Genomic DNA, 23,589 nt, shown 5'->3' on the forward strand with positions numbered 1-23,589 from the left:
CCGCCTAGTAAATGAAGTGGAACCAGCTTGCGAGGTGAATCTGTGCTTGCGCCATCAACTGCCAGAAAATGCTGTTGTCTGGGTACAAAACAATGGTAGCGCGAGAGCCGACAAACAGTGCTGGTGGTAACTCTTCGCTGCTGGTTAGGTTCACTCGTGTACGCTGCGCATCACGTACCCAGCGGTTGTTCACTTCCACTTTGGTCAGTGCGCCATTAGGCGTTTGTTGTGCGGCTGCTACACCGTAATCGCGGCTAGCTAAATCAAAGTCGTACACCGAACCTGGGTTGGCATCAAATGTGACCAAGGCGTGGAAAGTCTTGTCTACGTTCGCGACGGACTTTTCACGAAAATCAGCGGCTACCCAGAGTGATCCTGTTGGTACAAACGTCAGCAATGGCATGTTGGTGTTTGCCATCGTGCCAACTTCTAGTTGCAGGTTGGTCACGACACCATCACTGGGAGCGAGTACCGCGGTATTTGCCAAATCAAGTTGCGCCTTTTCGATGCCGTTTTTGGCAATTCGAACGGCGGTGCTTTGACCTTTTTGGTCGCCTAATTGCGCCTCAATGACTTTTAAGTTTTGTCGTTCCGCTTTAAGCGCTGCACGTGATACCTGATTTTGGGCAAAGGCATTATCGAGTGTCGATTGAGAGATGACTTTCTGCTTCGATAGTGTCAGTAAGCGGTTGTACTCGCGGTGTGCATTATCAAATGTCGCTCGTGCGCGGGCAATATTGGCAAGAGCGGCTTCGCGTTGAGAATACAGTGTTGCTTCTTTTTCATAGGCGGATTGCAGAGACAGCTCCGCCTGTTCAAGCGCTATCTTGTATTTACGATCATCAATCGTAAACAACACATCGCCTTTTTGAACGGACTGGTTATTCTCGATGAGAACGTCGGTCACTTTACCAGATACCTCGGGTGCGACTTGGACAACGTATCCTTGCACTCGTCCTTCGGTCGTTAAGGGGGCGTGGCGGTCAGCAATGATAATGTACAAAAATAGTACGATGAACAGGACAATCAAAGTTCGCATCCAGTGTTTGAATTTTTGGTCAGCCGTCATTACAAGCTCCGTTAAACATATTGGATAGCGGATTATAGAGAAGTCACTCACAATTCAGTAGAATGATAATACGAACATAAATGACCTAAAAATAGGACAATGAACGTTAATTTTGATGATATTTACCTATTCACTCAGACGGTGGTTCACGGCGGTATAAGTGCAGCGGCAGAGGCGAATCAACTACAACGCTCAAAAGTGAGTCGTCGTCTGCAAGAATTAGAGAAATCGCTCGGGGTACAGCTTTTGATTCGCACAACACGCAGCATTGAGTTGACGGAGCACGGGAAACGCTTGTTTGAGTTGGTGGGGCAGCCTATTGACCATATTCAGCAAGGTTTAAATGCCATGCACGAATATCAACAAGAGCTGACGGGCAAGGTGCGTTTAGCCATTCCTTCCGCATTGATGAGCTCTGCCGCGTTTAACGCGATCATCACCGAGTACACAACGCGGTATCCGGAGATTTCGGTCGAGATTGAAAACCATCAAGAGAGTGTCGATCTCAAGCGTCAATCGTTTGATTTACAGCTTCTTCCGAGCGTGGTCAAAGTCACCGATGACAGCTATGTGCAGTTCAGTCTTTTGCCTTATCGTAGTCACTTTGTTGCGTCAAAAGCCTATCTAGAATCGCATCCGCCAGTAAAAACGGTGGAAGATCTTAAGCAGCATCGCCTTTTAACTAATCGTTACAATGCCGATTTGCTCGATTCAGATCTGCATGTGGCGTTGCGTTCGGATGACCTCAACTTGCTGCGCTCGATGGCGATAGCAGGAAACGGCATCGCGTTTATTCCTCAAATTCATTCCAAGCCTGCACTGAGAGACGGTTTGTTGGTCGAGGTGCTGCCTCAATTCGCGCATCCGAAGCAGCATCTTACTCTGATTTATCCCTCGGCCTTATTTCTGCCCAATAAAGTCAAAGCCTTGATTGAACTAATTCGAGAGAAATTTAAATAGTCAGTTCAAACCACTCTTACCTAAGGGCAAATGTGTGAGCGAAGGTCATCTTTCTAGGTTTTATTGCTCTAACATGAAAGGGTTCTGATACATTAACTGTTGCTCAACTTGTTGAGTATGGTTTGTGGTCGCACAAGATAGGAGATGGAAATGTTATCGAAAGGAAACACGGGCCTGATTGTGGTGGATGTTCAGGGCAAACTCGCTACATTAATGCATGAAAGCGACGCACTGATTGAAAATATCACGAAACTGGTAAAGGGCGCCAAAGCACTAGATTTGCCTATTCTGTGGCTAGAACAGAATCCAGAAAGGTTGGGCCCAACCGCGGAGCCGATTCGTGAAGTGCTTGAAAGCACGCATTTACCTATTACCAAGTACACGTTTGATGGTTGCAAAGAGGCGACGTTTAAGGTCGCGGTGGAGAACGCGAAAGTTGATACCTGGTTGGTTTGCGGTATTGAATCCCACATTTGCGTCTATCAAACCGCGGTTTCTCTGCGCCAGTCCGGTTATCGCGTTGAATTAGTCACGGATTGTGTCTCTTCCCGAACCGCTGCCAATAAAGCGCTCGCTCTTGCGAAGTTAACCGCTAACGGTGTGGTGCTCACTGGGTTAGAAATGTGTTTGTATGAAATGGTCGAAGATTGCCGAGCACCTGAATTCAAAGAAATTCTGGCGCTCATCAAATAGTGGAATCACTGTAATCAGCAACAACTTTATTTGAACACGCTATTCAAATTCTCGTTGATATCTTGGCAACATCGACTCGTTGCCAAGTAACCCTCCTTGGTGAATATAAATCACCGTTTTATCTGTGTTCTCTTCCAACCAAGGGGTGAGGCATTGCCACATATACGGGTCGTATAACAGGTCAAATTCGAGGTCGGTTTGCTCAAAGAGTGCTTTCCATGTGATGTAATCTTCTTCGTACAAGCGACCAAAATGGTGTTTGTTGCGCACGGTTAAAATGGTTGGGTGGCTGTTTTCACCGAGCTGGTTGAACTGCTCAGTTAAGTAATCTGCATCGCCTACGCAAGGGCAAGTTAGCACTTCTATGCCGTGTGGGCTTAAATGTTTATGAAGATATAAAGCCGTCGTGCCAGTACCTGATGGCAGGGCGACCGTAAACTGCTCTTTACCTCTCAATCGCGTCCAATCAAGAATTTCTCGTGCTAACTGTTTGATGCCAGCTTCAGCGAGGTGGGAACGTCCACCTTCTGGAATAAGCAATGTCGATTCATCTAATCTTCGTACCTGGTGGATGTATTCACTAGGGTGGAGTTCGCTACCGATGTCTCGCATGGCGGTGATTTTCATACCCAAATCGAGAGCGCCGCGATAGTTTCCGATGGGGGAGCTTTTTAGCCAAGATGGAATGTGATGAACATAAAACTCAAATGCCCAACCTTTAATCTGGGCGAGAGCTGCTAGCGAATACATCGCGTTGGATTGAGCAGAGCCGTAACTGATGAGGGTTTTGATGTCGCTGTTTTGCGTTTCCATCAACGCCATAAACTTACGTGCTTTGTTCCCAGAAAAGTGAGAATGCAGCATGTCATCACGCTTAAGAAAAAACGTATGACCGTTGAAGTTGTGTTGAGTTATCGGGCTTTCAGAGAGTTTCATGTGACTGCTGACGTGTCCAACCACGCGACCTTGCCGTTAAAAAGGGCGCGTAGTGTAACGCCATTAAACCCAGATAAAAAGTCTGTGTTTCAGTACAACCATTTCGGTTATTCCTGATGCTCTGACGCAAGATCAATTACTGCCTCACAACCACCTTCTGGATGTGTACCAATCTTAAATTGCCAGCCATAGCGTTGGCACAAATCGTCCACAATCATCAAACCTAATCCGTGCCCATCAGAATGTGGAATGGTCGAAAAGCCTTCACCTTCATCGCGCACCGAGATGGTGTTTTCATCCATATTGATATGAATTGATCCCGAAGGTGTCGCAGCGATGCCGTTGCGAATCAGGTTGCCAAGAATAATGGTCAACACGGCATTGGTCGCGCGCGTTCTAGGGTTGCCGTCGATCTGTACATCAAAGCTGAGTGCTTTCTCATCCGCCTGAGCTTGGCTTTGGAAGATGATTTGGTTGAGTTCTTCTTCGGTGATGCTGCGCACTGGTGAATCATCTGCATTACGCTCGTAACGCACTAAGCCGAGTAGGGCATCTACCATGGTCGACATCTGCTGCGTTGCATCTTGAATTCGGTTCACTTGGCGAGTCTGGAAATCCGTGTTTGCACTTCTCGCCAGTAGGCTGCTTGAGCCTTTCATTACGGTTAACGGTGTACGCAGTTCATGGCTTGCGTATCGTGCAAAGGCTTGCTCTCGCTTGATGACTTGGTTGATTTTGTGGCGATATTCATTCAACTCATCCGCGAGGGTTTGGAACTCTTTGGCCGAGCCCTCAGGCACACTAAAGGTCTGCGTGGCATCGCCTTGGTGGTGATCGAGTTGAGTTTTAAGCGCATTGACGGGTTCAATTAAGCGCTGTGATAAGCGCAGCAGCAGACTACCAAACAGAAACACCAGCACGGCGACAATGGACAGCACCATAGCGACGACGAGAATGAATTCCTCTGAGGTGATCTCGATTTCATCAATCAAGGAAACCAGAATAACGGGATGTTCAACGCCTTTGTAGGTGTAAGTGCTCATGTAAACCATGCGCGAGTATTCACCGTCTTCTACTTCATCAAGAAAGTGCTTTTGACCAATCAGGTATTTTTGATAGCGCTCGGCAACCAATGAGATGTCGTTGTATGCAGTGGTGAGCAGGTCAAGCTGAATACTGCCTTGCTCTGGGTGGGACTGGAAATGTTCAATTGCTTCTTTTTTGTCGACCATAATACGACGCTCGCCCACGCGGTCTTCAGACCAAAGCAGGGAGCCGGTAATCAACAAAAAGCAGAAGATGCCAATCACGACCGACACAAAAGAGAAAAACAGAGCGAGTCGCCCTGTCATACTTTGTGTGCTTTGCGTGCTAGCAAGTAAGCGATTGATCATGCACCTGTCTCCAAGCGGAAGCCAACTTTCGGCACGGTGATAAGCACATGTTGTTCAAATGGCTTATCAAGTTGGTTGCGAAGTTGGTAAATGTGGCTGCGCAGAACGTCGTTGTTCGGCTCGTTCTCTTGCCAAAGTTGGAAGGCAATTTCTTCGCGTGTCACTACGTCTGGCGCGCTTTTCACAAGCATTTCCAGAATGGTGTAAGTGGTAGGGTTTAGCGCCAACAGTTTATCTTGGCGATAAGCTTTACGCGTTTTTTGGTCGATAGACACTTCACCGTATTCCAACTTGCTCGATGCGACAGTGCCACGGTAACGGCGGATCAGTGCCATCATGCGCGCTTCAAGAATATCCAGATCGAAAGGTTTGGTCAGATAGTCATCCGCACCGTGTTGGAAGCCTTTGAGCATATCGTCACGGCTATCGAGCGCCGTCAGCATAAGTACCGGTGTGTTGTTGCCCGCGTCGCGAAGTTTATTACACATGGTCAGGCCATCCATGCGTGGCAGCATGAGATCGAGCAAGATGATGTCGAAGGTGTTTTCCATCGCTAGTTTCAGGCCGAGTTCGCCGTTGTCTGCATAATCGAGTTCCATACCTGCACACTCAAAATAATCGAACAGCATGCCTGCAATTTCTCGATTATCTTCGACTAAAAGTACGCGTTTCATGTATTTCTCTCCAAGTGGGCAGGTGTTCGAAAATAAGACTTCGTCTTAACCGAACATTATTCACTAAGGACGTGAAAAAGATGTCAATAACATCTCTTTCACGTTGATGTTTGTAGACTGGATTCATTCATCGGATTTAGTGGAAGAGTAGCATGTCAACCTTCAACATTCACGCTGCAACCTTTTCAAAGGTGAGCCAACACACTGAGCCTAAAACAGTTTTGTCTGTTGTGGTGCCATTCTTTAACGAGCAAGAAGTCTTACCTGAATTTCATCGTCGTTTAGCCGCCGTTTTGGATGAAATGCCAGAACGCTGTGAAATCGTTTATGTGGACGACGGCAGCAAAGACGAGAGCCTAATGATCGCGCAAAACTTTTCTCAATCTTCTAGCGACGTTCGTTGTATTGCACTAAGCCGTAACTTCGGCAAAGAGTCCGCCATGAGTGCGGGTCTGGAACACTGTCAAGGTGAAGCGGTGATCGTGATTGATGCCGACTTGCAAGACCCGCCTGAGTTGATCCCGCAAATGGTATCAAAATGGCGTGAAGGGTATGACGTGGTGAACATGCAGCGCAGCGAGCGCCACGGTGAAACTTGGTTCAAACGCTTCTCGGCCGCTTGCTTTTACAAAGTGCTTAACAGCATGGCGAAATTGGATGTGCCTGAGAACGTGGGCGATTTCCGTCTACTGAGCGCAAAAGTGGTTAAGCACATCAATGCGCTGCCAGAACGTAACCGATACATGAAGGGCATTTTTTCTTGGCCGGGTTTCAAGCAAGTGACGGTTCAGTTTGAGCGTGACGCTCGTTTCTGTGGTGAGACCAAATGGAACTATCTCAAGCTGATTGGCCTTGCAATGGATGGCATTACCTCGTTTTCCATTCGCCCTTTGCGCTTAGCGACACTTGCTGGTGCGTTAGTGGCGTTCAGTGCCTTTATCTATGGCGTATTCATAGTGATGAAAACCGTTGTGTTTGGTGAACCCGTCACTGGTTACCCATCCATGATGGTCGTCCAACTTGCCTTGGGCGGTGTGCAACTGCTGTCGATTGGCCTTTTGGGCGAGTACATTGGCCGCATTTTTGTCGAGACCAAGCAACGTCCTCTTTATCTTGTTCAGTCCGTTTACGAGCAGCCTGCAAAACATCAATCCATCCAAACCATGAAGTTTAAACTTGGAGAAACCGCGTAATCATGAGTATTAATAAAACCCATTTGTGGTTGTTGTTGGCGTTTGCTCTTTTACTCCGTCTTATTTCACTTGCTGCTTACCCTTTGATGGACACCACAGAAGCCCGCTACGGCGAAATGGCGCGCTTAATGGTGGAAACCGGCAATTGGCTTACCCCACAGTTTGATTACGGCGTGCCTTTTTGGGGGAAGCCCCCCCTGTTCACGTGGATGAGTGCTTACGGCATTGAGCTGTTTGGATTGAATGAATTTGCAGTGCGCGCGCCTCATTGGTTAGCGGGTGTTGCGACGATTGTTTTTGTTGCTTTCATGGCGCATCGCGCTGGCTTTAATGCAGTCATCGCAGCGTTGGTACTGGCGACGTGTGGCATCTTTTCAATTGCTGCGGGTGCGGTGATGACAGACATGGCGCTGACGTTGGCAATGACGATGGCGATGGTCGGCTTTTACTACTGCTGGCTTGGCAAAGACAAACACAGCCGATTGTGGGGTTACCTCGGTTTCTTTGGTTTGGCTTGTGGATTATTAGCAAAAGGTCCAGTGGCGATCGTGATCATGGGCATCGCAGTGTTTCCTTGGCTTGTGATTCAGCATGGTTTCTTCGGTGCCTTCAAAGCCTTGTGGCAGCGTTTTCCAATTGTATCGGGTTTGGCGCTTATGCTGGCGATTGCTCTGCCTTGGTACATCATGGCAGAAATGGCGACGCCTGGATTTATTGATTACTTCATTGTTGGCGAGCACTTCAAGCGTTTTGTTGTCAGCGGTTGGGAAGGGGACCTGTATGGCTCTGCTCATGATCAACCACGTGGGATGATCTGGGTATTCTGGCTGCAATCGGCTGCGCCTTGGTCAATTGTATTGCCTATCTTGGCTTGGAAACGTCGTAAGGTACTCAAAGCTATTGAAACCGATCATCAAGGTTTATTTAGCTTCCTGATGTGTTGGCTGATTTCTCCAATGATCTTGTTCACCATGGCTGGGAATATTCTGCCTGCTTACGTATTACCGGGTGTGCCTGCGTTGGGTATTTTGATTGCAATGCTGGTGGATAAACACGATTTCAAATGGTTGACCGGAACGGCAGCGGTGTTGCCAGCCCTGCTTATGATTGCGATGTTGGTTTTGAATATGGGCAAAGCAGATAGCCGCAGCGACCGCATAATCTTCGCGCAAATTAATGACAACGCTCCGGTCTTTTATATTGGTAAGCGCCCGTTCTCAGGCCAGTTCTATAGTCATGGTCAGGCGAAAAAGCTTGAAGATAAGAATGACTTAAACAATCTGAAGAAATTCCACCTGATTGGTAAATCGCAGCAAGTGGATAGCATGATTCATGAAAATGCGTTGAGTTGTACCAACGAGTTCACAGCAAAATCGAAACGCTCACTCTACACCTGTGTGGTTGGATAACGGAATGCGCAAATTACCAAAATTTGCTTCGCTGGAAAGGTTTGCTTCGTTAACAAGGTTTGCTCTAGTAGGTGGTGTCGGCTTTATGGTCGACACCCTTATCTTTTCTGTGTTGTTCCATTGGTTTGGTCTGGAGTTGATGCTGGCTCGTGGGATAGCATTTTTGTTTGCAGCAACCACGACTTGGCTTGGCAATCGCTGGCTGACTTTCTCTCAAGCAGAAAAAACCAACCCTTTCGCTCAATGGCAAAAATTTATGGCGAGTGCCTGCATCAGTGCTTTGCCGAACTTTATTGTGTTCAAAGGCGTAACGCTCGCGCTAGGAACGCAAGGAGTGATGGTCTATTTGGCTTTGATCTTAGGCATATTGGCAGGCATGGTGAGTAATTATTTGCTCAGTGCAAAATGGGTGTTTAGTTGAGGATAGAAAGGTTCGGGCTTACTATCCTATCCTCGAGTTAAAAATTCGTTATTTGAACCAATTTTTCTTTTTGTACATCAGAGTAAACCTAAAGCTTTTCATGGGGTATGTAAAAAGGTAAATAAGCCAAGGTTTATACCTTGGCTGCCGTTAGTTCAGATTTTGATTGTTCGATTTCAGACTCGGTTTGCCACTTGCCGTTATATAGGTACTCTCGCTCTGGGAGCGGGGCATTTGACGCCCTTAAATCAAATACCTCATCGGTTTGATATTCTTTATAACAAACTGGCGTACCAAACAGTCTAGCCTCTGGCTTAGCTTCAAATAGCTTTTTGTGGTCGGCGACTTCTGTACAGTCAAGCTTATATTCCGTGGCTAGCTGATTGACCATAGACTCTAAGTCAGACACGGTTTTGAAAAATACGTAATAGTGGAATCGGTTGTGTAAGCGTGAAATCTTAGTATGTTCTATATTAATATATTCGCATGTGTCATGCTTAAAAAAGAACTTAATTACTTTTCTTTTCTTATTGTAATCAGCAAAGAGCCAGTCTTCACGTTCTCCGATTCTTACTTCTGTTGGTTCATCAGGCTTGCGTTTAAGCATACCAAATGAAACCAATATAAAGCCACCGGCTCCGACAAGAACCATCGGTCCAGCAACTCCAACCATCACGACACAAACTATTGCTCCAATCCAGCCCATGACTTGAGCCGCGGAGTTTACCCAATTCGGTAAATTACGTCGTTTTTTTATGACTAACCCGCGATCGGAGAAGGTGTAATCATACCGATTGTCCAAACCAAATGTCAGATAAGACACACCAGACATGATTATCGTCAGCCCCGATAAAATGTAAGTTAAGATCATTTCACTACTATCATGTAGGAAATAGGTAAGGAAAAATAATGGACTGACAGCAGCTATAGCAATTGATAGGTATAAGTATCGAAAAGGCTCTTCAATATCGTGCTTATGCCAGACTGTCAGATTCATCCCGTTAAGAATTTTTTGCTCCTGCTCTTCTTGGTATGCTGAAAATTCTTCTGGGGTAATATAGAAAGGTAAATAAGCCAAAGGTTACTCCTGTAAGCTAAGTTCACTATTAATCGAAGATAATGAACTTCTGATCGTTGCTTGTTTGGTATTGTCTGAAATTGCTGTATAAGTTGCACGCTGTTTTGCATTATTTTGGAACCAGTACTTACGGTTAAATTCGCTCTTCTCATCAAGAATGTATTCTATCTCAAATGCTAAATATTTAGCCGAGTCTTTCATTGGTAAAGTCAATTTATAGACACTTTGAGAATCTGAGGAATCTGTTGAACTATCCAACGTTTCTAGATCTACTCCAGTGTGCCAAGCTCCCGACCCCAGTCCTCCCTCTGTTACAGAAGTATTTGTCCGAAGTTTTATTCCATCTCTTGCTGTATTGGTGGGAACTTGGATATGTAGCTCAATACCAAACAATTCTTGTTTTGCTGCCGGATACTGTGTTGTTGAATTCGGAACGGTACGCATCAATGGTATTTGGCAGATCAAAGGTTTATCCATTATGGTTTTTAACTCAAAAAGAGCCTCTTGCACTAAAGAGGAATTATGCTTTTCTCTCTCTACCAAGCTTGAGGATTGACTCCACAGGGCTTTATCTGGGTGATAGCCCCAAGGAAGTTTATCTAACCACTTTTGATAATCATCTTGTTTAAGTTTACTCATTATATGATTACTAAGAAGGTAAACTGCAGTAAGGCCCATAATGACAAACATGATCGGACCTCCAAACAGAATATTTGCAGACCAAATCCCAGTTAATCCACCGATAGCTTGAAACCCACCTACAAGTGTCAATCCAACTAAAGATGCAAAGTTGAAGTATTCGACAACTCTTGCGCTCCCATGTAAACCGTCTATGTTCTTCCATGAACGATAGGCCTCTATACCCGAAGCAAGAGCTCCAATAACTCCGGTCACAGCTAGCCATTTATTGAATACCTTTAAGTCATCAAGGATCAAGTTATCAAAACCACGGGCATTATTATTTACTAACTCTTTTAATGCTTTATATGAATGTGACCTTAACCGAGGATCACCCTTCACACTATCCCATAATTTACCCGTGCGAATCCCCGTCCAAGCGTTGACTGTGTAAAATAACTTTTGCTGGATATCCAAAAATTCATCTGAGGACATTAACCCCGTGTCTTGAATACTGCTCATGGCATCACCAAGCGCGATGCAGTTAAATATTAATGCCAGAAAGCCTAGACCACCGGCATTCTCGAACAGTTTATTCAAATCATTGAGCTTATTCATCACGATCCGCGTTCTAAGCTCGATGGTTCTTTGAGGTAGATCATCAGGTAACTCAATGTACTGCGGGTACTCCAATGTAGCTACAGCGAGAGCCTTCTTAATAGTCTTTTTATTTTTTAAAGCTGTTGTGTATTTAGAGTCAGCTTTGCGGTTATTTTTCTGGAAGTCAGCAATGATTGCATCGTTTTTTTCGAGCTTAATCAGATAATCATTTACGCGTGTTTTCCATTTTTTAAAATCGCGAGCGTAACCTTCTTTTATTGTTACGGGCATGTTGTGTGCCATATGTTCTGCAATAACGGCAAATAAATAATAGCTATGACGGTTCAGAGGTTTAGCGAAAACAGGCATCAGCGAAATTGATACTTGTGAGGTCATGCTAACACCAAACTCTACAACGCCTTTTGCAAGCGCACCTATTGCAGATTTAAAAATAATATCCAGCTCTTGGAAACCTTTGGCGATATCTTTGAGAAAGGCTGTTTCCGCAGTGTTTGGGTTGGAAACAAAGTCCATGATCTTAGAGTACATATTCACGCGGTTGCTGGTATCAGATATCTGGTCCATCAACTGATTATCAGGATCAGGATTTCCTGAGACGATCGACTGTTCATCAAGCGCCTCTGTAATATTCTTCTCCATCACTTTAAATAAACTACGACTAAACCCAGAGGCATAGAGAGCAAGTAAACTGGTTGGTTTCTCCCATTGGCTTTCAGCCCATTGGCGGTCTTCTTCTTGTATCACCAAAGTAAATGACTCAACCGCTTGCTTGTGTAGTTGATACAAGCTGTACTGCGTGTCTTCGCTGTATAGGTCGAAGGTTCTTTCGAGATGATGCGGCGTTAAGGACTCCATTACTGCGATAAAGTCGCGTTTGACCGAAACCACTTGGGCTAGCATGGTTTCTTTTTGTTCTGACAGCTCTTGCATCTCGCTCAGCATTTGCTTCCAGTTGAGCTGCTGACGCCAGCGTTCAGTCGCTATCCATTGTTCGTATTTACCAAAACGGCTCGCAGAAATTCGATATTTGTCCTGTATCGCTTTAGCAATGTCACTTTGGGTATGTTGGTGTGATTCAATCGCTCCAGCGGAAAATTTAGCAGGATAGCCGGACTGAACTGAGCTTTTGTTCTGCTCTGCCAAATCAAGTTGGTGAGAGGAGTCATAATAGTCAGCCATGTCGGTATAAAACGACAGCTCTTCGCCGTTACGCTTAACGCTAGCTGGCATGTCTATCTCGTCACTTGCACCAAACATACACAGTTGCATGGCGGTCTGCATCAAGTTCCACTGGTTTGAAAACTGGTCAGTGAAAAGGCGGTAAGGGCTTGCGGCACCAACAAAATGCAGTGACATATCTTGAATGTCTGCGGCGTAATCTTTTATCGCGACGAAGTAGCCTGATTCTTCTTCTGGAATCGCAGAGGTTAAATCGCTTTCGACTGCGACAGGTTTAAAGACAGAACCATCTTCATCTGCTTTGGTGGCGATGCCAGAATCCGCAAAGCGACCATCATCGACGGCAGAAGATTCAATATCAGCGACTTGGGTTAACTTATCTATTGGTGCAATGTTGTGCTGATTCTCGTTTGAGGACAGAACAATGGTTTGCATGCGATCGATATGATTACTCGGATTGTTAAGTACGCGCATGAACGTGTGCCATGTCCACCGGTGCTCAGAGAAGCAAATCGATAGTACGCTTCCGTTGACGTAAGTAAGGAAGGGCTTTGCATCTTGTGGTGTCCCACGCTGCTCTGATTTTGGGCTTTCTGATTCTCCCAACTTATAGAGCGTGAATTGCGTTCCTTTGATTTCGTATTCGTCTAAGCTTTTGTTGATTGCATCATAGACATACAGCCAACCGTCGCGCAGTTGACGCAGGGTGTAACCAACGGTATTGAGTTTGGCTCGGCCTTGGCCTTTCCATTCTTCAGGCAAACCAAAAGGTTGTGTCTCTTCTGTTTCTAGCTGATCGATGGCATAGCGGACTGGGATAAAGTGCGCAGGTGATGCTTCCGTTGCTTCTTTCTCAGTTTTTAAATTGAGAGGCTCTGGTTCAGACGGCGGTGGCGGATCGATTTTTTTTGTTTCTCCCTCCCAAAACATACTGCGCTCTGGGGGTGAGCCAGCAAGATCATCAGATTCCGTGGTTGGAACGATATTCAGCGATTTCAGTGTACCATCGCTTTCAAATGCCTGAACGGCCTCCTCATAGGTATAGCTGTTGTCATACCAGAACATAGAAGTTTTTGGGGGAAGTGGATTATTCATCGTTAGCCCATGTTTAAGAGTTTTACTCTGTTACGCAAATATCGCACCAAAATAAAGCAATTAAAAATCAATGAGTTAGATTTTTATGGTTTTGCGTCAATCAAATAATTGTTTGTTTTTCCAATAAGTTGGTTGGTGTTTACCATTTTTTGTATTGATTGAATCAAAGTTTGAGTTGTGAGTGATGCCTCAATGAGCCGACAAAACAAAAGGGCTCCAGAGTTACCTCTGGAGCCCTTTCTAGTATCTAAGTGCTAAAGAGTTAGCGACGATTTGGTTTACGTTGACCAGTTGGTTTGCCTTGTGCTTGTGGGCGACCTTGGCCTTGCGGCTTGCTACCTGCCGGGCGGTTTGCACCGTTGCCGCTAGGACGTTGGCCGTTGCTTGCAGGGCGTTGACCACCTGTAGCTTTACCCGAACCGTTACGGTTGCCAGATGGTTTACCATCTTTTGAACCGCCTTCAGAGCGTTTGTTCAAATGACCACCGAAGCCTGGTTGGTTTTTGGTATGTTTGGTTGCAAAGCGGTTTGCCCCGTGACGACCAGATTTACGACGTTGCGCAGGTGTTTGTGCTTCAATGTCTTCTGCAGGAACGAGACAGCCTTGTTTGTCACCAATCAAATGTTTTTTACCCATACTGACTAGGGCTTCACGGATCATTGGCCAGTTTGCTGGATCGTGATAACGCAACAGCGCTTTATGCAGGCGACGTTGACGTTCACCTTTTGCTACAGGTACATCTTCACGTTTTTTGTACTTCACGCGTTTCAGAGGGTTTGTCTCTGAGTAGTACATCGACGTTGCGTTACACATTGGCGAAGGGTAGAAGTTTTGTACTTGGTCACATTCGAAGTTGTTCTTTTTCAGCCACAGAGCAAGGTTCAGCATGTCTTCGTCTTCTGTGCCTGGGTGCGCAGAGATAAAATAAGGGATTAAGTACTGCTTCTTGCCTGCTTCTGCACTGTATTTCTCGAACATCTCTTTAAAGCGATCGTACGTACCCATGCCTGGCTTCATCATTAGATCAAGAGGACCTTTCTCTGTATGTTCCGGTGCAATCTTCAAGTAACCGCCTACGTGGTGAGTCACGAGCTCTTTCACGTATTCTGGTGATTCAATCGCAAGGTCGTAACGTACGCCAGATGCAACCATCACTTTCTTCACGCCTTCAACTTTACGCGCTTCGCGGTATAAATCGATCGTGTGTTTGTGGTCTGTGTTTAGCTTGTTACAGATGCCCGGGAATACACAAGAAGGACGACGACAGTTCGCTTCCGCTTTTGGATCTTTACAGCCCAGGCGGTACATGTTTGCAGTCGGGCCACCAAGATCGGAAATTGTGCCGGTAAAGCCTGGAACTTTGTCGCGAATTTCTTCAATCTCGTTGATGATAGACTCTTTCGAACGGTTTTGAATGATTCGACCTTCATGCTCGGTAATCGAACAGAAAGAACAGCCACCAAAACAGCCACGCATGATGTTAACCGAGGTTTTGATCATGTCGTAAGCAGGAATTTTTGCTTTGCCATACATAGGGTGAGGGACACGCGCGTAAGGCAGGCCAAACACAAAATCCATCTCTTCGGTCGTCAATGGGATTGGGGCTTGGTTTACCCAAAGTTCACGATCACCATGGCTTTGAAGTAACGCTCGACCAGAGTACGGGTTCGTTTCTAAATGCAGTACACGGCTTGCATGCGCATAAAGAATACGATCGTTTCTTAGCTTTTCAAACGAAGGTAAACGGACCGCAGTCGTCGCAGCATCGTGGCGTGATGGGCGAATCGTGATTGGTTGTGCAACTGGCTCGTCTTTTTTAGTTTCACACTGAGTTTCTACTTCGTATGGGTTCTTTGGTACGAACGCTTCTTTACGAGGTTTTTCAATGCGAGAAGAGTCAATAACCGTGTAGCCTTCTGGCGCCGCTGGCAAGTTCACGGCAGTACCACGAATATTGGTCATGGTGCTGATGTCTTCGCCGTTTGCGATGCGATGTGCTACTTCGACAAGTGCGCGTTCTGCGTTACCAAAAAGTAGGATGTCTGCTTTTGCATCAAACAGTACTGAACGACGAACTTTATCTGACCAGTAATCGTAGTGTGCCACACGGCGTAGGCTGGCTTCGATACCACCTAAAACAATAGGTACTTCTTTGTAAGCCTCACGACAACGTTGAGAGTAAACCAAAGTCGCGCGGTCTGGGCGTTTACCACCTTCGTTATTCGGTGTGTACGCGTCATCGTGACGAAGCTTTTTATCCGCGGTGTAACGGTTGATCATGGAGTCCATGTTACCCGCAGTGATCCCGAAGAACAGATTTGGCTTACCAAGTTGCATGAACGCATCTTTATTTTGCCATTCTGGTTGAGCAATGATACCGACACGGAAACCTTGTGCTTCTAGCAGGCGGCCAATGATAGCCATACCAAAGCTTGGGTGATCCACATAAGCGTCACCGGTTACAATGATAATGTCACAGCTATCCCATCCTAGGGCATCCATTTCTTTGCGACTGGTCGGCAAGAAAGGTGCCGTACCAAAACACTCTGCCCAGTATTTTTTGTACTCATGAATAGGAGTGATGTTATTGGTCATATTTTGCTCTCTGTTCCAGGGAGCGCGAATTATAGCGATTTGATTATCAGGTATCTATAACAAACTCATCTATTCAAGCTTAGTTCATCGAGTTTTATTTGGTTTGTAAAAATATCAATGCTCTATCGGCGATTTTCTGTCTAATTTCACCTTGAAAGCCTCATGGTTATAGATCGGTTCATGAAAAATGTCGCAATCTTAATACAAAGCATAAGCAATGGTGTGCTTATGCGGGGTAAAGCCTATAATCAAGTTAGTGCATATTAAATGCAAAAGGCTGAGCTGCTCTGGAAATAGTTCTAAGTCGATAGGCTTATCGTTGACACAATCCATCTATAAAGAGGATCGGCAGGTCCCAACTGGAATGTCGCGAATTGACTGTGAATTTTGAGCCTTGGGCTAATTACAAAAAAAGGGGCTAGGGTATGAGTGAATCTACGACAACAGTGCATCCAAAAATGCAAACGACTTCCAGTCTAACTCCTGTTATAGAGTGGTCTTACGATATTGATACTCGCGAGTTCGAATGTGATCAGCAAGGAATGGCAAAGGCATTTGGGATAAGTACGCCAGTAACCAGCCTAAATAACTTGTTTGATCATATGCTGATGGGGCAACAAGAAACGCTAAAACAACGAATTCTAGAAGTGGAACTCTTTGGCGGACGGGGGCGGTTTTCTTGTTGCATGATGCTAAAAAACGTTAACTTAGTGCACGTTACTATTAGTTTTGAAAGGCTCAATAAGCGCATTATCCAAGGCACTATCATTCCACAATTAACAATCACTGGTTGCGAGGAGTTAGCGAAAATCCTCGAAACGATTTTTGATTTGCCAAATGTAGGCGTTTTAGTTGCCGATGAAGATACGCGCATCTTAGGTTGTAACCGTGCCTTTGAGTTACAAATGGGCTATCAAAACCGAGATCTGGTTGGGCTTAAAACTCATATATTCAGTACCTCTCACCATAGCCAAGCGTTTTATGATCAGCTGTGGCAGCAAATTAATGATGAAGGATGTTGGTGTGGTAACTTGTTGAGCAAAACAGCAAACGGTAGCAACCAAGCTCATCATCTTTGTATTTACCGACTTACGTTTCATTCTGGACGAATTCTCTATCTCGGATTTTCTACGGATATTTCTGCTTCGTTGTTGTGGATGAAAAATCGTTGTGAACAACAGCATGATTGGGCTGCCTTTTTACCGACGAGGAAAGAATTTGAACTCCAATTAGCTACCTTAGCGAATGAAAGCAGAAATAAAGAACTCAACATTGTTATGACACTAAGACCCAAGTTTTCGGAGAGATACTTGCTTGAACAGCAATTAGGTTTTGCAGATTTTATTATGCGAAGTCGCTACACCAGTATTGCGGGGCAGTTATCTCGGGATGTGTTTGTCGTATGCTTGCAGACCCCTCATTGTCAATGGTTGAGCCCGGTTCGTTTGATCCAAATTGCCATGAAAGGGTTCTTTAATGAGCTTAGAAATGCAATGGGCACAAAAATGCATGCCACTATCGTTAAAGGCCAAACTGGTGTGTCAATCCTTGGCTATGATACGAACCGACCAAGACAAGCGCTAGCACATGCAGCGCAAGCAATGTTGTCCTCTATTTCCGGTGAAGGCAGCTATTTCAACTTTTACGACAGTGAACTTCACTCTGAATTAGTGAAGCGCCAACATCTCGAGGCGTTTTTGGAGGCGCAAATAGAGAGTGGGCTAGTGGACGTTTACTTTCAACCGATTATCGACGTTCAAACCGGAAGAGTGGTTAAGTTCGAGGCTCTCGCACGCTTCTATGATGAAAATGATGCGTATTGTACGCAAAAGATGATCGCTATTATTGAAGATCTAGAACTCATAGCGGCACTTGATGATGTGGTCTGCCAAGCTGCGTTGAAGCACTTTCCGCGCTTACAAGAAATTTATGGCGAGGAAGTGGGCGTGACCATCAATCGCTCCCTCAATACGAAATTGGATTCTCTTCAGATCCTTCAGCGGTCGCATGATTTGATTAAAGCCAGTGGTGTAGACCCTAAGCGAGTAACTATCGAGCTAACAGAAACCGCGTATTTTGAACAAGATGAGGAGCATACTCGAGCTCTAGAGGAAGTGCGGAAAGAGGGCATTGAGATCGCGATTGATGACTTCGGTACTGGGTATTCTTCTTTTTCTTATCTAGAAAAAGGGCAGTTTGATTTACTGAAAATAGACCGAAAATTCGTCAAGAACATTCATAAAGGGAGCACAAGCTATAACATTGTTAAAATGGTCACCGAGCTTGCACAGCAAATGAATGTAAAAGTGGTTGCCGAAGGCGTGGAATCTAAGCAAGAACTTCAAGTATTGGCAGAAATCGGTGTCGATTACATGCAGGGCTTTCTATTTTCTGCTGCCGTGCCTGTCGATTTGATGGATAAAGCGGACAGTTATGAGCATCTGTTCTCTGACATCGCGGTTGAGTCTAAGCAAAGTGATGTGTTGCAATCTGTGGGCCATGAACAAGTCAGGTCTATGGACCCTGGAGAACCGCTCTCCTTGGCAGTGGAGTACATGAATTTGAATCCAAGCTCGCCTTTAGTTGTTCTCAATGAAAATCGTTGTGTTGGGTTAATTACGAAAGAGACGGTGAATTTACACCTAACGCCCTCGATGGGCACAGAGCGAGAAACTGAACGAGAAAGCCGAATTTGGAAACGTCCTGTTAATCAGATAATGAGCACCGAATTTGTGTTGGTTGATGAGGATTTACCTGTCTCTGTTATTCGAGAGTTGGTTAAAACCGGCATTCGTTTCCCTTGGGTACTGTGTAATACCAAAGAAGAGTACCGTGGAGTTTTAACGCAGGAAGACGCGTTGAAGTATCTTGCTTCTCTGTGAATAAAATTGTCTTACCGTTTTAGCTCATTTGGGGGCCGACTTTCGGTGGTTTGGCGATAGTTGATTTGATATTATCGCCCCCCAAAATGACTTTTGAGCGTGCATTCTACATGATTCAACAATTGCTGGTTACTTTCCCTCCGATGCTATTTGGCGCACAAGCGCTACTGACTTTGCTTCTAATAAAGGGAGATATTTGTCCTGGTCAGCGAGGACGTCTTCATAAAATGTTGCCAGCAGTAGCTGTATTGTGGCTCGCTGTTGCGTCACTTCGCATTGAAGCATTTATGATCGTGTTTGCTATTTTCTACTTCTATTCTCAGGTTCAAACCAAGAAAACGCGTGAAAAAGGGCCACTATGGGCGATGCATTTAGCGAATGGTTTGGCCTTTGCGTATGTAAGTATTCAGGTATTTGAGCAATCAAGCTGGCCAGCATCGATAGCGATGGCGCTAATGATATTTTTCCTTGGGGCGTCATTTTCTCAATTGCTACTTACGATAGCTCGCAGCAGATTACAGGCATTTCACCGAATTTTACCAGTTACTGGCATTGTGTCTGGAATGCTATTAGTCATCGCAACGTTGTTTGCTTCTTACCAGTTAAATGAAGCCACACTAAACGCTGCGACACAGCCGATCTTGCTGTCTTTAGCTATGCTAATTTCTTCAATTATTGTGTGGTGTTGGCATATTTTTACGCATAAGAAACCAGAAAAGGTGCAACTGAGCGTTGCCTTGTTTCTAGCACTCGCGTCGATGACGAGCCTGCAAGGTTTATTCTCTCTCGCGGCTTAACCTCTATTCTAAAGACAAAGCTAGACGGCTTATATCCAAGTGCTTTCTTGGTGCTTGGGTATAAGGTGATCACGTTTTAGATCGCACTCACTTTAAATTCGCGTGATTACTACTACGCTTGTTTATATACCTTGTCGAAGAGGAGAGTCGCGATGGATTTAAGCAATGTAGGTAATCTGGACAGCACTATTTTGCTAGGTATCGTCAACGAAAAGCTACGTTTAGAGTGCGACAGTTTTGACGAGTTAGTATCAGTGTATGAGATGGATGTAGAGTCTGTAGTCGGCAAGCTTGATATGCTCGGTTATCAGTACGATCCATTGACTAACCAATTTAAAGCATATCAACGCTAAGCCTTTCATAATCCAAATCTTTTAAGCCACCTTGATTCCGTCAAGGTGGCTTTTACATTGTAGCCTCGCGGTTGCGAAAAAAGCTTGTAAGTAACGCTTTTCTTTCTCTGAGTGACGCGTTGCAGCAAACAAGCGACGCCATAAGCCTTGGCCGAAAGGTTTACTGGTAATAAGACCTTGGCGAGAAAATTCAGAAATCGCCCAATTGGGTAGTGCCGCCACCCCTAATCCAGCAGAGACCATCTGAACTAACATGAGAGTGTTGTCGGCTTGCTTCCATTTCGCAGGTTCTATTCCTGCTGGCTGAAGAAAGTGTTTTACGACGTCTAGCCTTTGTTTTTGAACCGGATAAGAGAGCATGGTTTGATCTGCGAGATCTTGCGGCTCAATAATTTCTTTTTCCGCCAATGGGTGGTTGGTTGCGGTAATTAAACGCATTTCAAAGTCGAATAGAGGCTCGTAGTGGACTTCAGATCGAGGTTGGATATCGGAAGTAATAACGAGATCGAGTTCGCCTGCCAATAGAGCTGGGAGTGGTTCAAAGCCAAAACCAGAGGAAAAGTCCAATGTTACGCTAGGCCAAGCAAGTTGGTACTCCCTAAGTGCAGGCATTAGCCATTGGAAGCAAGAGTGACATTCAATGGCCATATGTAATCGGCCATTGACGTCCTCTTTCAAGCTCGCTAAATCATTTTCTGCTCTTGCGAGTTTCGGAAGGATATCTTCTGCAAGACGCAATAGGATTTCTCCCTCTGAAGTGAACTTCACCGGACGAGTCTTTCTCAGGAACAGTTGCCCTCCAATTCGCGCCTCCAAATCTTTGATCTGATGAGACAGTGCCGACTGAGTGAGATGCAAAGCGGTCGCTGTCGCCGTTAGAGAGCCAGTGTCTCGAAGCGAAGTGAGTGTCCGCAAATGTTTTAGCTCTATCATGAATTCCTTTCATCCTTTGTTGCTCGCTATGAACAGAATAGCAATCGTGTAAATAACTTAACGACAAAAAATGGATATGTAAACGTCTAGACGTCTATTTGTTGTTTTTATTTGCGAATCATGTCGCTTCATGATGAATTTTTTTAATAAACAAGTTGAATAAATGGACGTTGTTCTAATATCAGATGAGAGCGATAGTTTAGCCATCCAGACATCTCATTCTTTACCGAAAGATGCTCTGATCCAAACAAATTGAACAAAATTGAGAAAGGAATAGAGACATGGCGACAACGACTCACATACTAGGTTATCCACGCATTGGTGAAAAAAGAGAATTAAAATTCGCTCAGGAGAAATACTGGCGAGGAGAAATTGATCAAGCTGAGCTTAAAAAGGTTGGGGCAGATCTACGCGCCAAAAACTGGCAAACACAAACGGATGCTGGTCTGAGTTTTGCCACCGCTGGCGACTTCGCTTGGTACGATCATGTACTGACGACCACGTTGCTATTGGGTCATGTGCCAAAGCGTCACGCTGATGGTTTCCCTAACCTGGATACGTTGTTCAAAGTGGGTCGCGGTCAATCTCAGGCGGGTTGCAGCTGTGCGGGCGCTGCGGCATCGGATATGACCAAATGGTTCAACACAAACTACCATTACATTGTCCCTGAATTCAGCAAGGACGATACGTTTGAAGTGAGCTGGCCGCAACTGTTTGAAGAAGTCAACGAAGCGCTTCAAGCTGGCCACCAAGTGAAGCCTGTTTTGCTTGGCCCAGTCAGTTACCTTTACTTGGGCAAAGAGGTCGAAGAAGGGTTTGACCGCTTAACCCTTCTACCACGCTTACTTACTGCTTACCAAGCTATTTTGGCAAAGCTAGCAAGTCAAGGTGTTGAGTGGGTTCAGATTGATGAGCCAATTTTGTCACTGGAGCTAGAAAGCAAATGGGCTGATTCGTTTAAGCTAGCCTACCAAGTGATTCGAAGCGATGTAAAAGTGCTGCTAACGACGTACTTTGACTCCGTAAGCGATACGCTAGGCAAAATTGTAGAGCTTCCGGTAGATGGTTTGCATATCGATTTATCTACCGTCCCTAAGCAGCTTGACGATGTAGTTACCAAGTTACCCGAGGGGTGGGTGCTTTCTGCCGGCGTTGTGAATGGTCGTAATGTGTGGCGTTCAGATTTAAGTGCCCAACTCGAGCGTCTACAGCCAGTCAAAGAGAAACTGGGCGACAAACTTTGGGTTGCCAGTTCATGTTCTCTGCTACATAGCCCTGTTGATTTAGCTCTGGAAACAGAACTGAGCGAAGAAGTAAAAAGTTGGTTTGCCTTTGCAAAACAAAAAGTGGCAGAAGTCGCCTTGCTTGGCCGAGCGCTCGATGGTGACCAAAATGCGATTCTCGCTTGTGATACCTATAGCCAGCCAATAAAAGTGCGCAAGACAGCAACACATGTGAATAAACCTCAAGTACAAGCGCGTTTAAACAACATTACCGCGTCACTTGCCGAGCGCAGCGCACCTTATGCAGAGCGTGCTGCGCATCAAGCTGAAGTATTGGGCTTGCCTTTGTTGCCAACAACGACAATCGGCTCTTTTCCTCAAACGGGTGAAATCCGGGTGCAGCGCAGCGCTTATCGTACAGGTCAATTATCTGAGTCTGAATATATCCAAGCACTTAAAGGACATATTGCTGACGCAGTGAAACGTCAAGAGGCGCTCGACCTAGATGTGCTAGTTCACGGTGAAGCAGAGCGTAACGACATGGTGGAATACTTCGCTGAGAACTTAGCGGGTTTTCAAACGACCAAATTTGGTTGGGTACAGAGTTATGGCTCTCGCTGTGTGAAACCTGCCATTGTAGTTGCTGACATTGAACGTGAAAAACCGATCACGGTTGAATGGTCGACGTACGCCCAGTCGCTAACCAGCAAACAGATGAAAGGCATGTTGACTGGACCAGTTACGATTTTATGTTGGACGTTCCCACGTGAAGACATCACACGTCAAGAAATTGCGCAGCAACTTGCTTTGGCACTACGTGATGAGGTGTCTGACCTGCAAGATGCAGGCATAAATATCATTCAAATTGACGAGCCAGCCATTCGAGAAGGTTTACCACTCAAAAAACGTGATCACAAAGCGTACTTAGAATGGGCCGTAAATGCGTTTAAGGTCTCTGCGGCAAGTGCAAAACCAGAAACTCAGATTCACACTCATATGTGTTACAGCGAGTTCAATGAAATCATTGATTCGGTTGCGGCACTCGATGCGGACGTCATTACCATTGAAACATCTCGCTCAAATATGGAGCTGCTGAAAGCATTTGAAGAGTTCAATTACCCGAACGAAATTGGCCCTGGTGTTTATGACATTCACTCACCAAACATTCCTACGGAAGAATGGATTGAAGGTTTAATCAAGAAAGCGGCAGAAAAAATTCCGGCTCAACGTTTGTGGGTAAACCCAGATTGTGGTCTGAAAACACGAAACTGGAAGGAGACAGAAGCGGCATTGGCGAATCTGGTTTCAGCGGCGAAGAAGCTCCGTGCTGAGCTGGCGTAACACATCGTTACAGCAAATAAAAACGGAGACTGTGGTCTCCGTTTTTCTATTCTTAACTGTTAACTTTCGTTTTCAGATTATCCAATAATAGCGAATCATCGTCTCATGCCGAAAGCAACAAAAA

Annotated in this window: 17 protein-coding genes; 9 read left to right on the forward strand and 8 right to left on the reverse strand. The window is 45.3% G+C overall.

Annotated elements, in window-relative coordinates:
* Nucleotides 1-4 precede the first annotated feature (4 nt).
* The gene (locus tag R7Q46_RS10735) at nucleotides 5-1,069 is read right to left on the reverse strand and encodes an HlyD family secretion protein (protein WP_025625303.1); all 1,065 of its coding nucleotides are present in this window, start codon (nucleotides 1,067-1,069) and stop codon (nucleotides 5-7) included.
* A gap of 99 nt (nucleotides 1,070-1,168) precedes the next feature.
* Here R7Q46_RS10735 and R7Q46_RS10740 point away from each other — a divergent pair, with 99 nt between their 5' ends.
* Both R7Q46_RS10740 and R7Q46_RS10745 read left to right on the forward strand, forming a co-directional pair.
* Entirely contained in the window at nucleotides 1,169-2,029 is an 861-nt protein-coding gene (locus tag R7Q46_RS10740; RefSeq protein WP_017634710.1) for a LysR family transcriptional regulator, read from the forward strand.
* Nucleotides 2,030-2,179: 150 nt separating this feature from the next.
* Complete coding sequence (locus R7Q46_RS10745) at nucleotides 2,180-2,722, forward strand: hydrolase (protein ID WP_005457944.1); 543 nt, start codon at nucleotides 2,180-2,182, stop codon at nucleotides 2,720-2,722.
* 39 nt (nucleotides 2,723-2,761) lie between these two features.
* Here R7Q46_RS10745 and R7Q46_RS10750 read toward each other — a convergent pair whose 3' ends face one another.
* The 3 genes from R7Q46_RS10750 to R7Q46_RS10760 all read right to left on the reverse strand — a co-directional run bounded on the left by R7Q46_RS10750 (nucleotide 2,762) and on the right by R7Q46_RS10760 (nucleotide 5,726).
* Entirely contained in the window at nucleotides 2,762-3,658 is an 897-nt protein-coding gene (locus tag R7Q46_RS10750) for a 1-aminocyclopropane-1-carboxylate deaminase/D-cysteine desulfhydrase (protein ID WP_318077496.1), read from the reverse strand.
* A 107-nt stretch (nucleotides 3,659-3,765) separates the two neighbouring features.
* Entirely contained in the window at nucleotides 3,766-5,052 is a 1,287-nt protein-coding gene (locus R7Q46_RS10755; RefSeq protein WP_182016756.1) for a sensor histidine kinase, read from the reverse strand.
* Complete coding sequence (locus R7Q46_RS10760) at nucleotides 5,049-5,726, reverse strand: response regulator transcription factor (protein ID WP_005389368.1); 678 nt, start codon at nucleotides 5,724-5,726, stop codon at nucleotides 5,049-5,051. The genes R7Q46_RS10755 and R7Q46_RS10760 overlap by 4 nt, the downstream gene beginning before the upstream one ends.
* A 152-nt stretch (nucleotides 5,727-5,878) precedes the next feature.
* On the opposite strand from R7Q46_RS10760, the gene R7Q46_RS10765 reads away from it, so the two are divergent.
* The 3 genes from R7Q46_RS10765 to R7Q46_RS10775 are packed head-to-tail and all read left to right on the forward strand — an operon-like array spanning nucleotide 5,879 to nucleotide 8,749.
* Complete coding sequence (locus R7Q46_RS10765) at nucleotides 5,879-6,919, forward strand: glycosyltransferase family 2 protein (protein ID WP_167415328.1); 1,041 nt, start codon at nucleotides 5,879-5,881, stop codon at nucleotides 6,917-6,919.
* Nucleotides 6,920-6,921: 2 nt separating this feature from the next.
* Nucleotides 6,922-8,328 carry an ArnT family glycosyltransferase gene (locus tag R7Q46_RS10770; protein WP_045412049.1) on the forward strand — a complete coding sequence of 469 codons (1,407 nt, stop codon included), beginning with the start codon at nucleotides 6,922-6,924 and terminating at the stop codon, nucleotides 8,326-8,328.
* 4 nt (nucleotides 8,329-8,332) lie between these two features.
* On the forward strand, nucleotides 8,333-8,749 hold the full coding sequence (locus tag R7Q46_RS10775) for a GtrA family protein (protein WP_017820493.1): 417 nt from the start codon (nucleotides 8,333-8,335) through the stop codon (nucleotides 8,747-8,749).
* Between the two features lie 133 nt (nucleotides 8,750-8,882).
* Here the strand turns inward: R7Q46_RS10775 and R7Q46_RS10780 are convergent, their stop codons facing one another.
* The 3 genes from R7Q46_RS10780 to R7Q46_RS10790 form a co-directional block, all read right to left on the reverse strand.
* Nucleotides 8,883-9,827, reverse strand: coding sequence for a hypothetical protein (locus tag R7Q46_RS10780; protein WP_149192442.1), 945 nt, complete (start codon nucleotides 9,825-9,827; stop codon nucleotides 8,883-8,885).
* A 3-nt stretch (nucleotides 9,828-9,830) separates the two neighbouring features.
* On the reverse strand, nucleotides 9,831-13,340 hold the full coding sequence (locus R7Q46_RS10785; RefSeq protein ID WP_318077497.1) for a T6SS effector BTH_I2691 family protein: 3,510 nt from the start codon (nucleotides 13,338-13,340) through the stop codon (nucleotides 9,831-9,833).
* Nucleotides 13,341-13,602: 262 nt separating this feature from the next.
* A complete protein-coding gene (locus R7Q46_RS10790; RefSeq protein ID WP_213960490.1) occupies nucleotides 13,603-15,936 on the reverse strand; it encodes a YgiQ family radical SAM protein in 2,334 nt (777 codons plus the stop codon).
* A gap of 425 nt (nucleotides 15,937-16,361) precedes the next feature.
* Between R7Q46_RS10790 and R7Q46_RS10795 the strand changes: the two genes are divergently transcribed.
* The 3 genes from R7Q46_RS10795 (at nucleotide 16,362) to R7Q46_RS10805 (ending at nucleotide 19,968) form a co-directional block, all read left to right on the forward strand.
* Nucleotides 16,362-18,818 carry an EAL domain-containing protein gene (locus R7Q46_RS10795; protein WP_318077498.1) on the forward strand — a complete coding sequence of 819 codons (2,457 nt, stop codon included), beginning with the start codon at nucleotides 16,362-16,364 and terminating at the stop codon, nucleotides 18,816-18,818.
* 86 nt (nucleotides 18,819-18,904) lie between these two features.
* Nucleotides 18,905-19,615: a hypothetical protein gene (locus R7Q46_RS10800; RefSeq protein WP_262647524.1), complete on the forward strand. Its 711-nt coding sequence runs from the start codon at nucleotides 18,905-18,907 to the stop codon at nucleotides 19,613-19,615.
* 152 nt (nucleotides 19,616-19,767) lie between these two features.
* On the forward strand, nucleotides 19,768-19,968 hold the full coding sequence (locus R7Q46_RS10805) for a DUF4250 domain-containing protein (RefSeq protein WP_005376762.1): 201 nt from the start codon (nucleotides 19,768-19,770) through the stop codon (nucleotides 19,966-19,968).
* A gap of 21 nt (nucleotides 19,969-19,989) precedes the next feature.
* On the opposite strand, the gene metR is transcribed toward R7Q46_RS10805, so the two are convergent.
* On the reverse strand, nucleotides 19,990-20,901 hold the full coding sequence (gene metR / locus R7Q46_RS10810) for an HTH-type transcriptional regulator MetR (RefSeq protein ID WP_005386724.1): 912 nt from the start codon (nucleotides 20,899-20,901) through the stop codon (nucleotides 19,990-19,992).
* A 281-nt stretch (nucleotides 20,902-21,182) separates the two neighbouring features.
* Between metR and metE the strand changes: the two genes are divergently transcribed.
* Complete coding sequence (metE, locus tag R7Q46_RS10815; RefSeq protein WP_262647522.1) at nucleotides 21,183-23,465, forward strand: 5-methyltetrahydropteroyltriglutamate--homocysteine S-methyltransferase; 2,283 nt, start codon at nucleotides 21,183-21,185, stop codon at nucleotides 23,463-23,465.
* Nucleotides 23,466-23,589: the final 124 nt, after the last annotated feature.

It is taken from the genome of Vibrio sp. 811 (assembly GCF_033339195.1).

Bases quoted from the DNA above. Each gene is read 5' to 3' on its own strand.
- R7Q46_RS10765 (WP_167415328.1), top strand. From the start codon at position 5,879: ATGTCAACCTTCAACATTCACGCTGCAACCTTTTCAAAGGTGAGCCAA.
- R7Q46_RS10805 (WP_005376762.1), top strand. From the start codon at position 19,768: ATGGATTTAAGCAATGTAGGTAATCTGGACAGCACTATTTTGCTAGGT.
- R7Q46_RS10750 (WP_318077496.1), bottom strand. From the start codon at position 3,658: ATGAAACTCTCTGAAAGCCCGATAACTCAACACAACTTCAACGGTCAT.
- R7Q46_RS10770 (WP_045412049.1), top strand. From the start codon at position 6,922: ATGAGTATTAATAAAACCCATTTGTGGTTGTTGTTGGCGTTTGCTCTT.
- R7Q46_RS10735 (WP_025625303.1), bottom strand. From the start codon at position 1,069: ATGACGGCTGACCAAAAATTCAAACACTGGATGCGAACTTTGATTGTC.
- R7Q46_RS10785 (WP_318077497.1), bottom strand. From the start codon at position 13,340: ATGAATAATCCACTTCCCCCAAAAACTTCTATGTTCTGGTATGACAAC.
- metR (WP_005386724.1), bottom strand. From the start codon at position 20,901: ATGATAGAGCTAAAACATTTGCGGACACTCACTTCGCTTCGAGACACT.
- R7Q46_RS10790 (WP_213960490.1), bottom strand. From the start codon at position 15,936: ATGACCAATAACATCACTCCTATTCATGAGTACAAAAAATACTGGGCA.
- R7Q46_RS10740 (WP_017634710.1), top strand. From the start codon at position 1,169: ATGAACGTTAATTTTGATGATATTTACCTATTCACTCAGACGGTGGTT.
- metE (WP_262647522.1), top strand. From the start codon at position 21,183: ATGGCGACAACGACTCACATACTAGGTTATCCACGCATTGGTGAAAAA.
- R7Q46_RS10775 (WP_017820493.1), top strand. From the start codon at position 8,333: ATGCGCAAATTACCAAAATTTGCTTCGCTGGAAAGGTTTGCTTCGTTA.
- R7Q46_RS10755 (WP_182016756.1), bottom strand. From the start codon at position 5,052: ATGATCAATCGCTTACTTGCTAGCACGCAAAGCACACAAAGTATGACA.
- R7Q46_RS10745 (WP_005457944.1), top strand. From the start codon at position 2,180: ATGTTATCGAAAGGAAACACGGGCCTGATTGTGGTGGATGTTCAGGGC.
- R7Q46_RS10795 (WP_318077498.1), top strand. From the start codon at position 16,362: ATGAGTGAATCTACGACAACAGTGCATCCAAAAATGCAAACGACTTCC.
- R7Q46_RS10760 (WP_005389368.1), bottom strand. From the start codon at position 5,726: ATGAAACGCGTACTTTTAGTCGAAGATAATCGAGAAATTGCAGGCATG.
- R7Q46_RS10800 (WP_262647524.1), top strand. From the start codon at position 18,905: ATGACTTTTGAGCGTGCATTCTACATGATTCAACAATTGCTGGTTACT.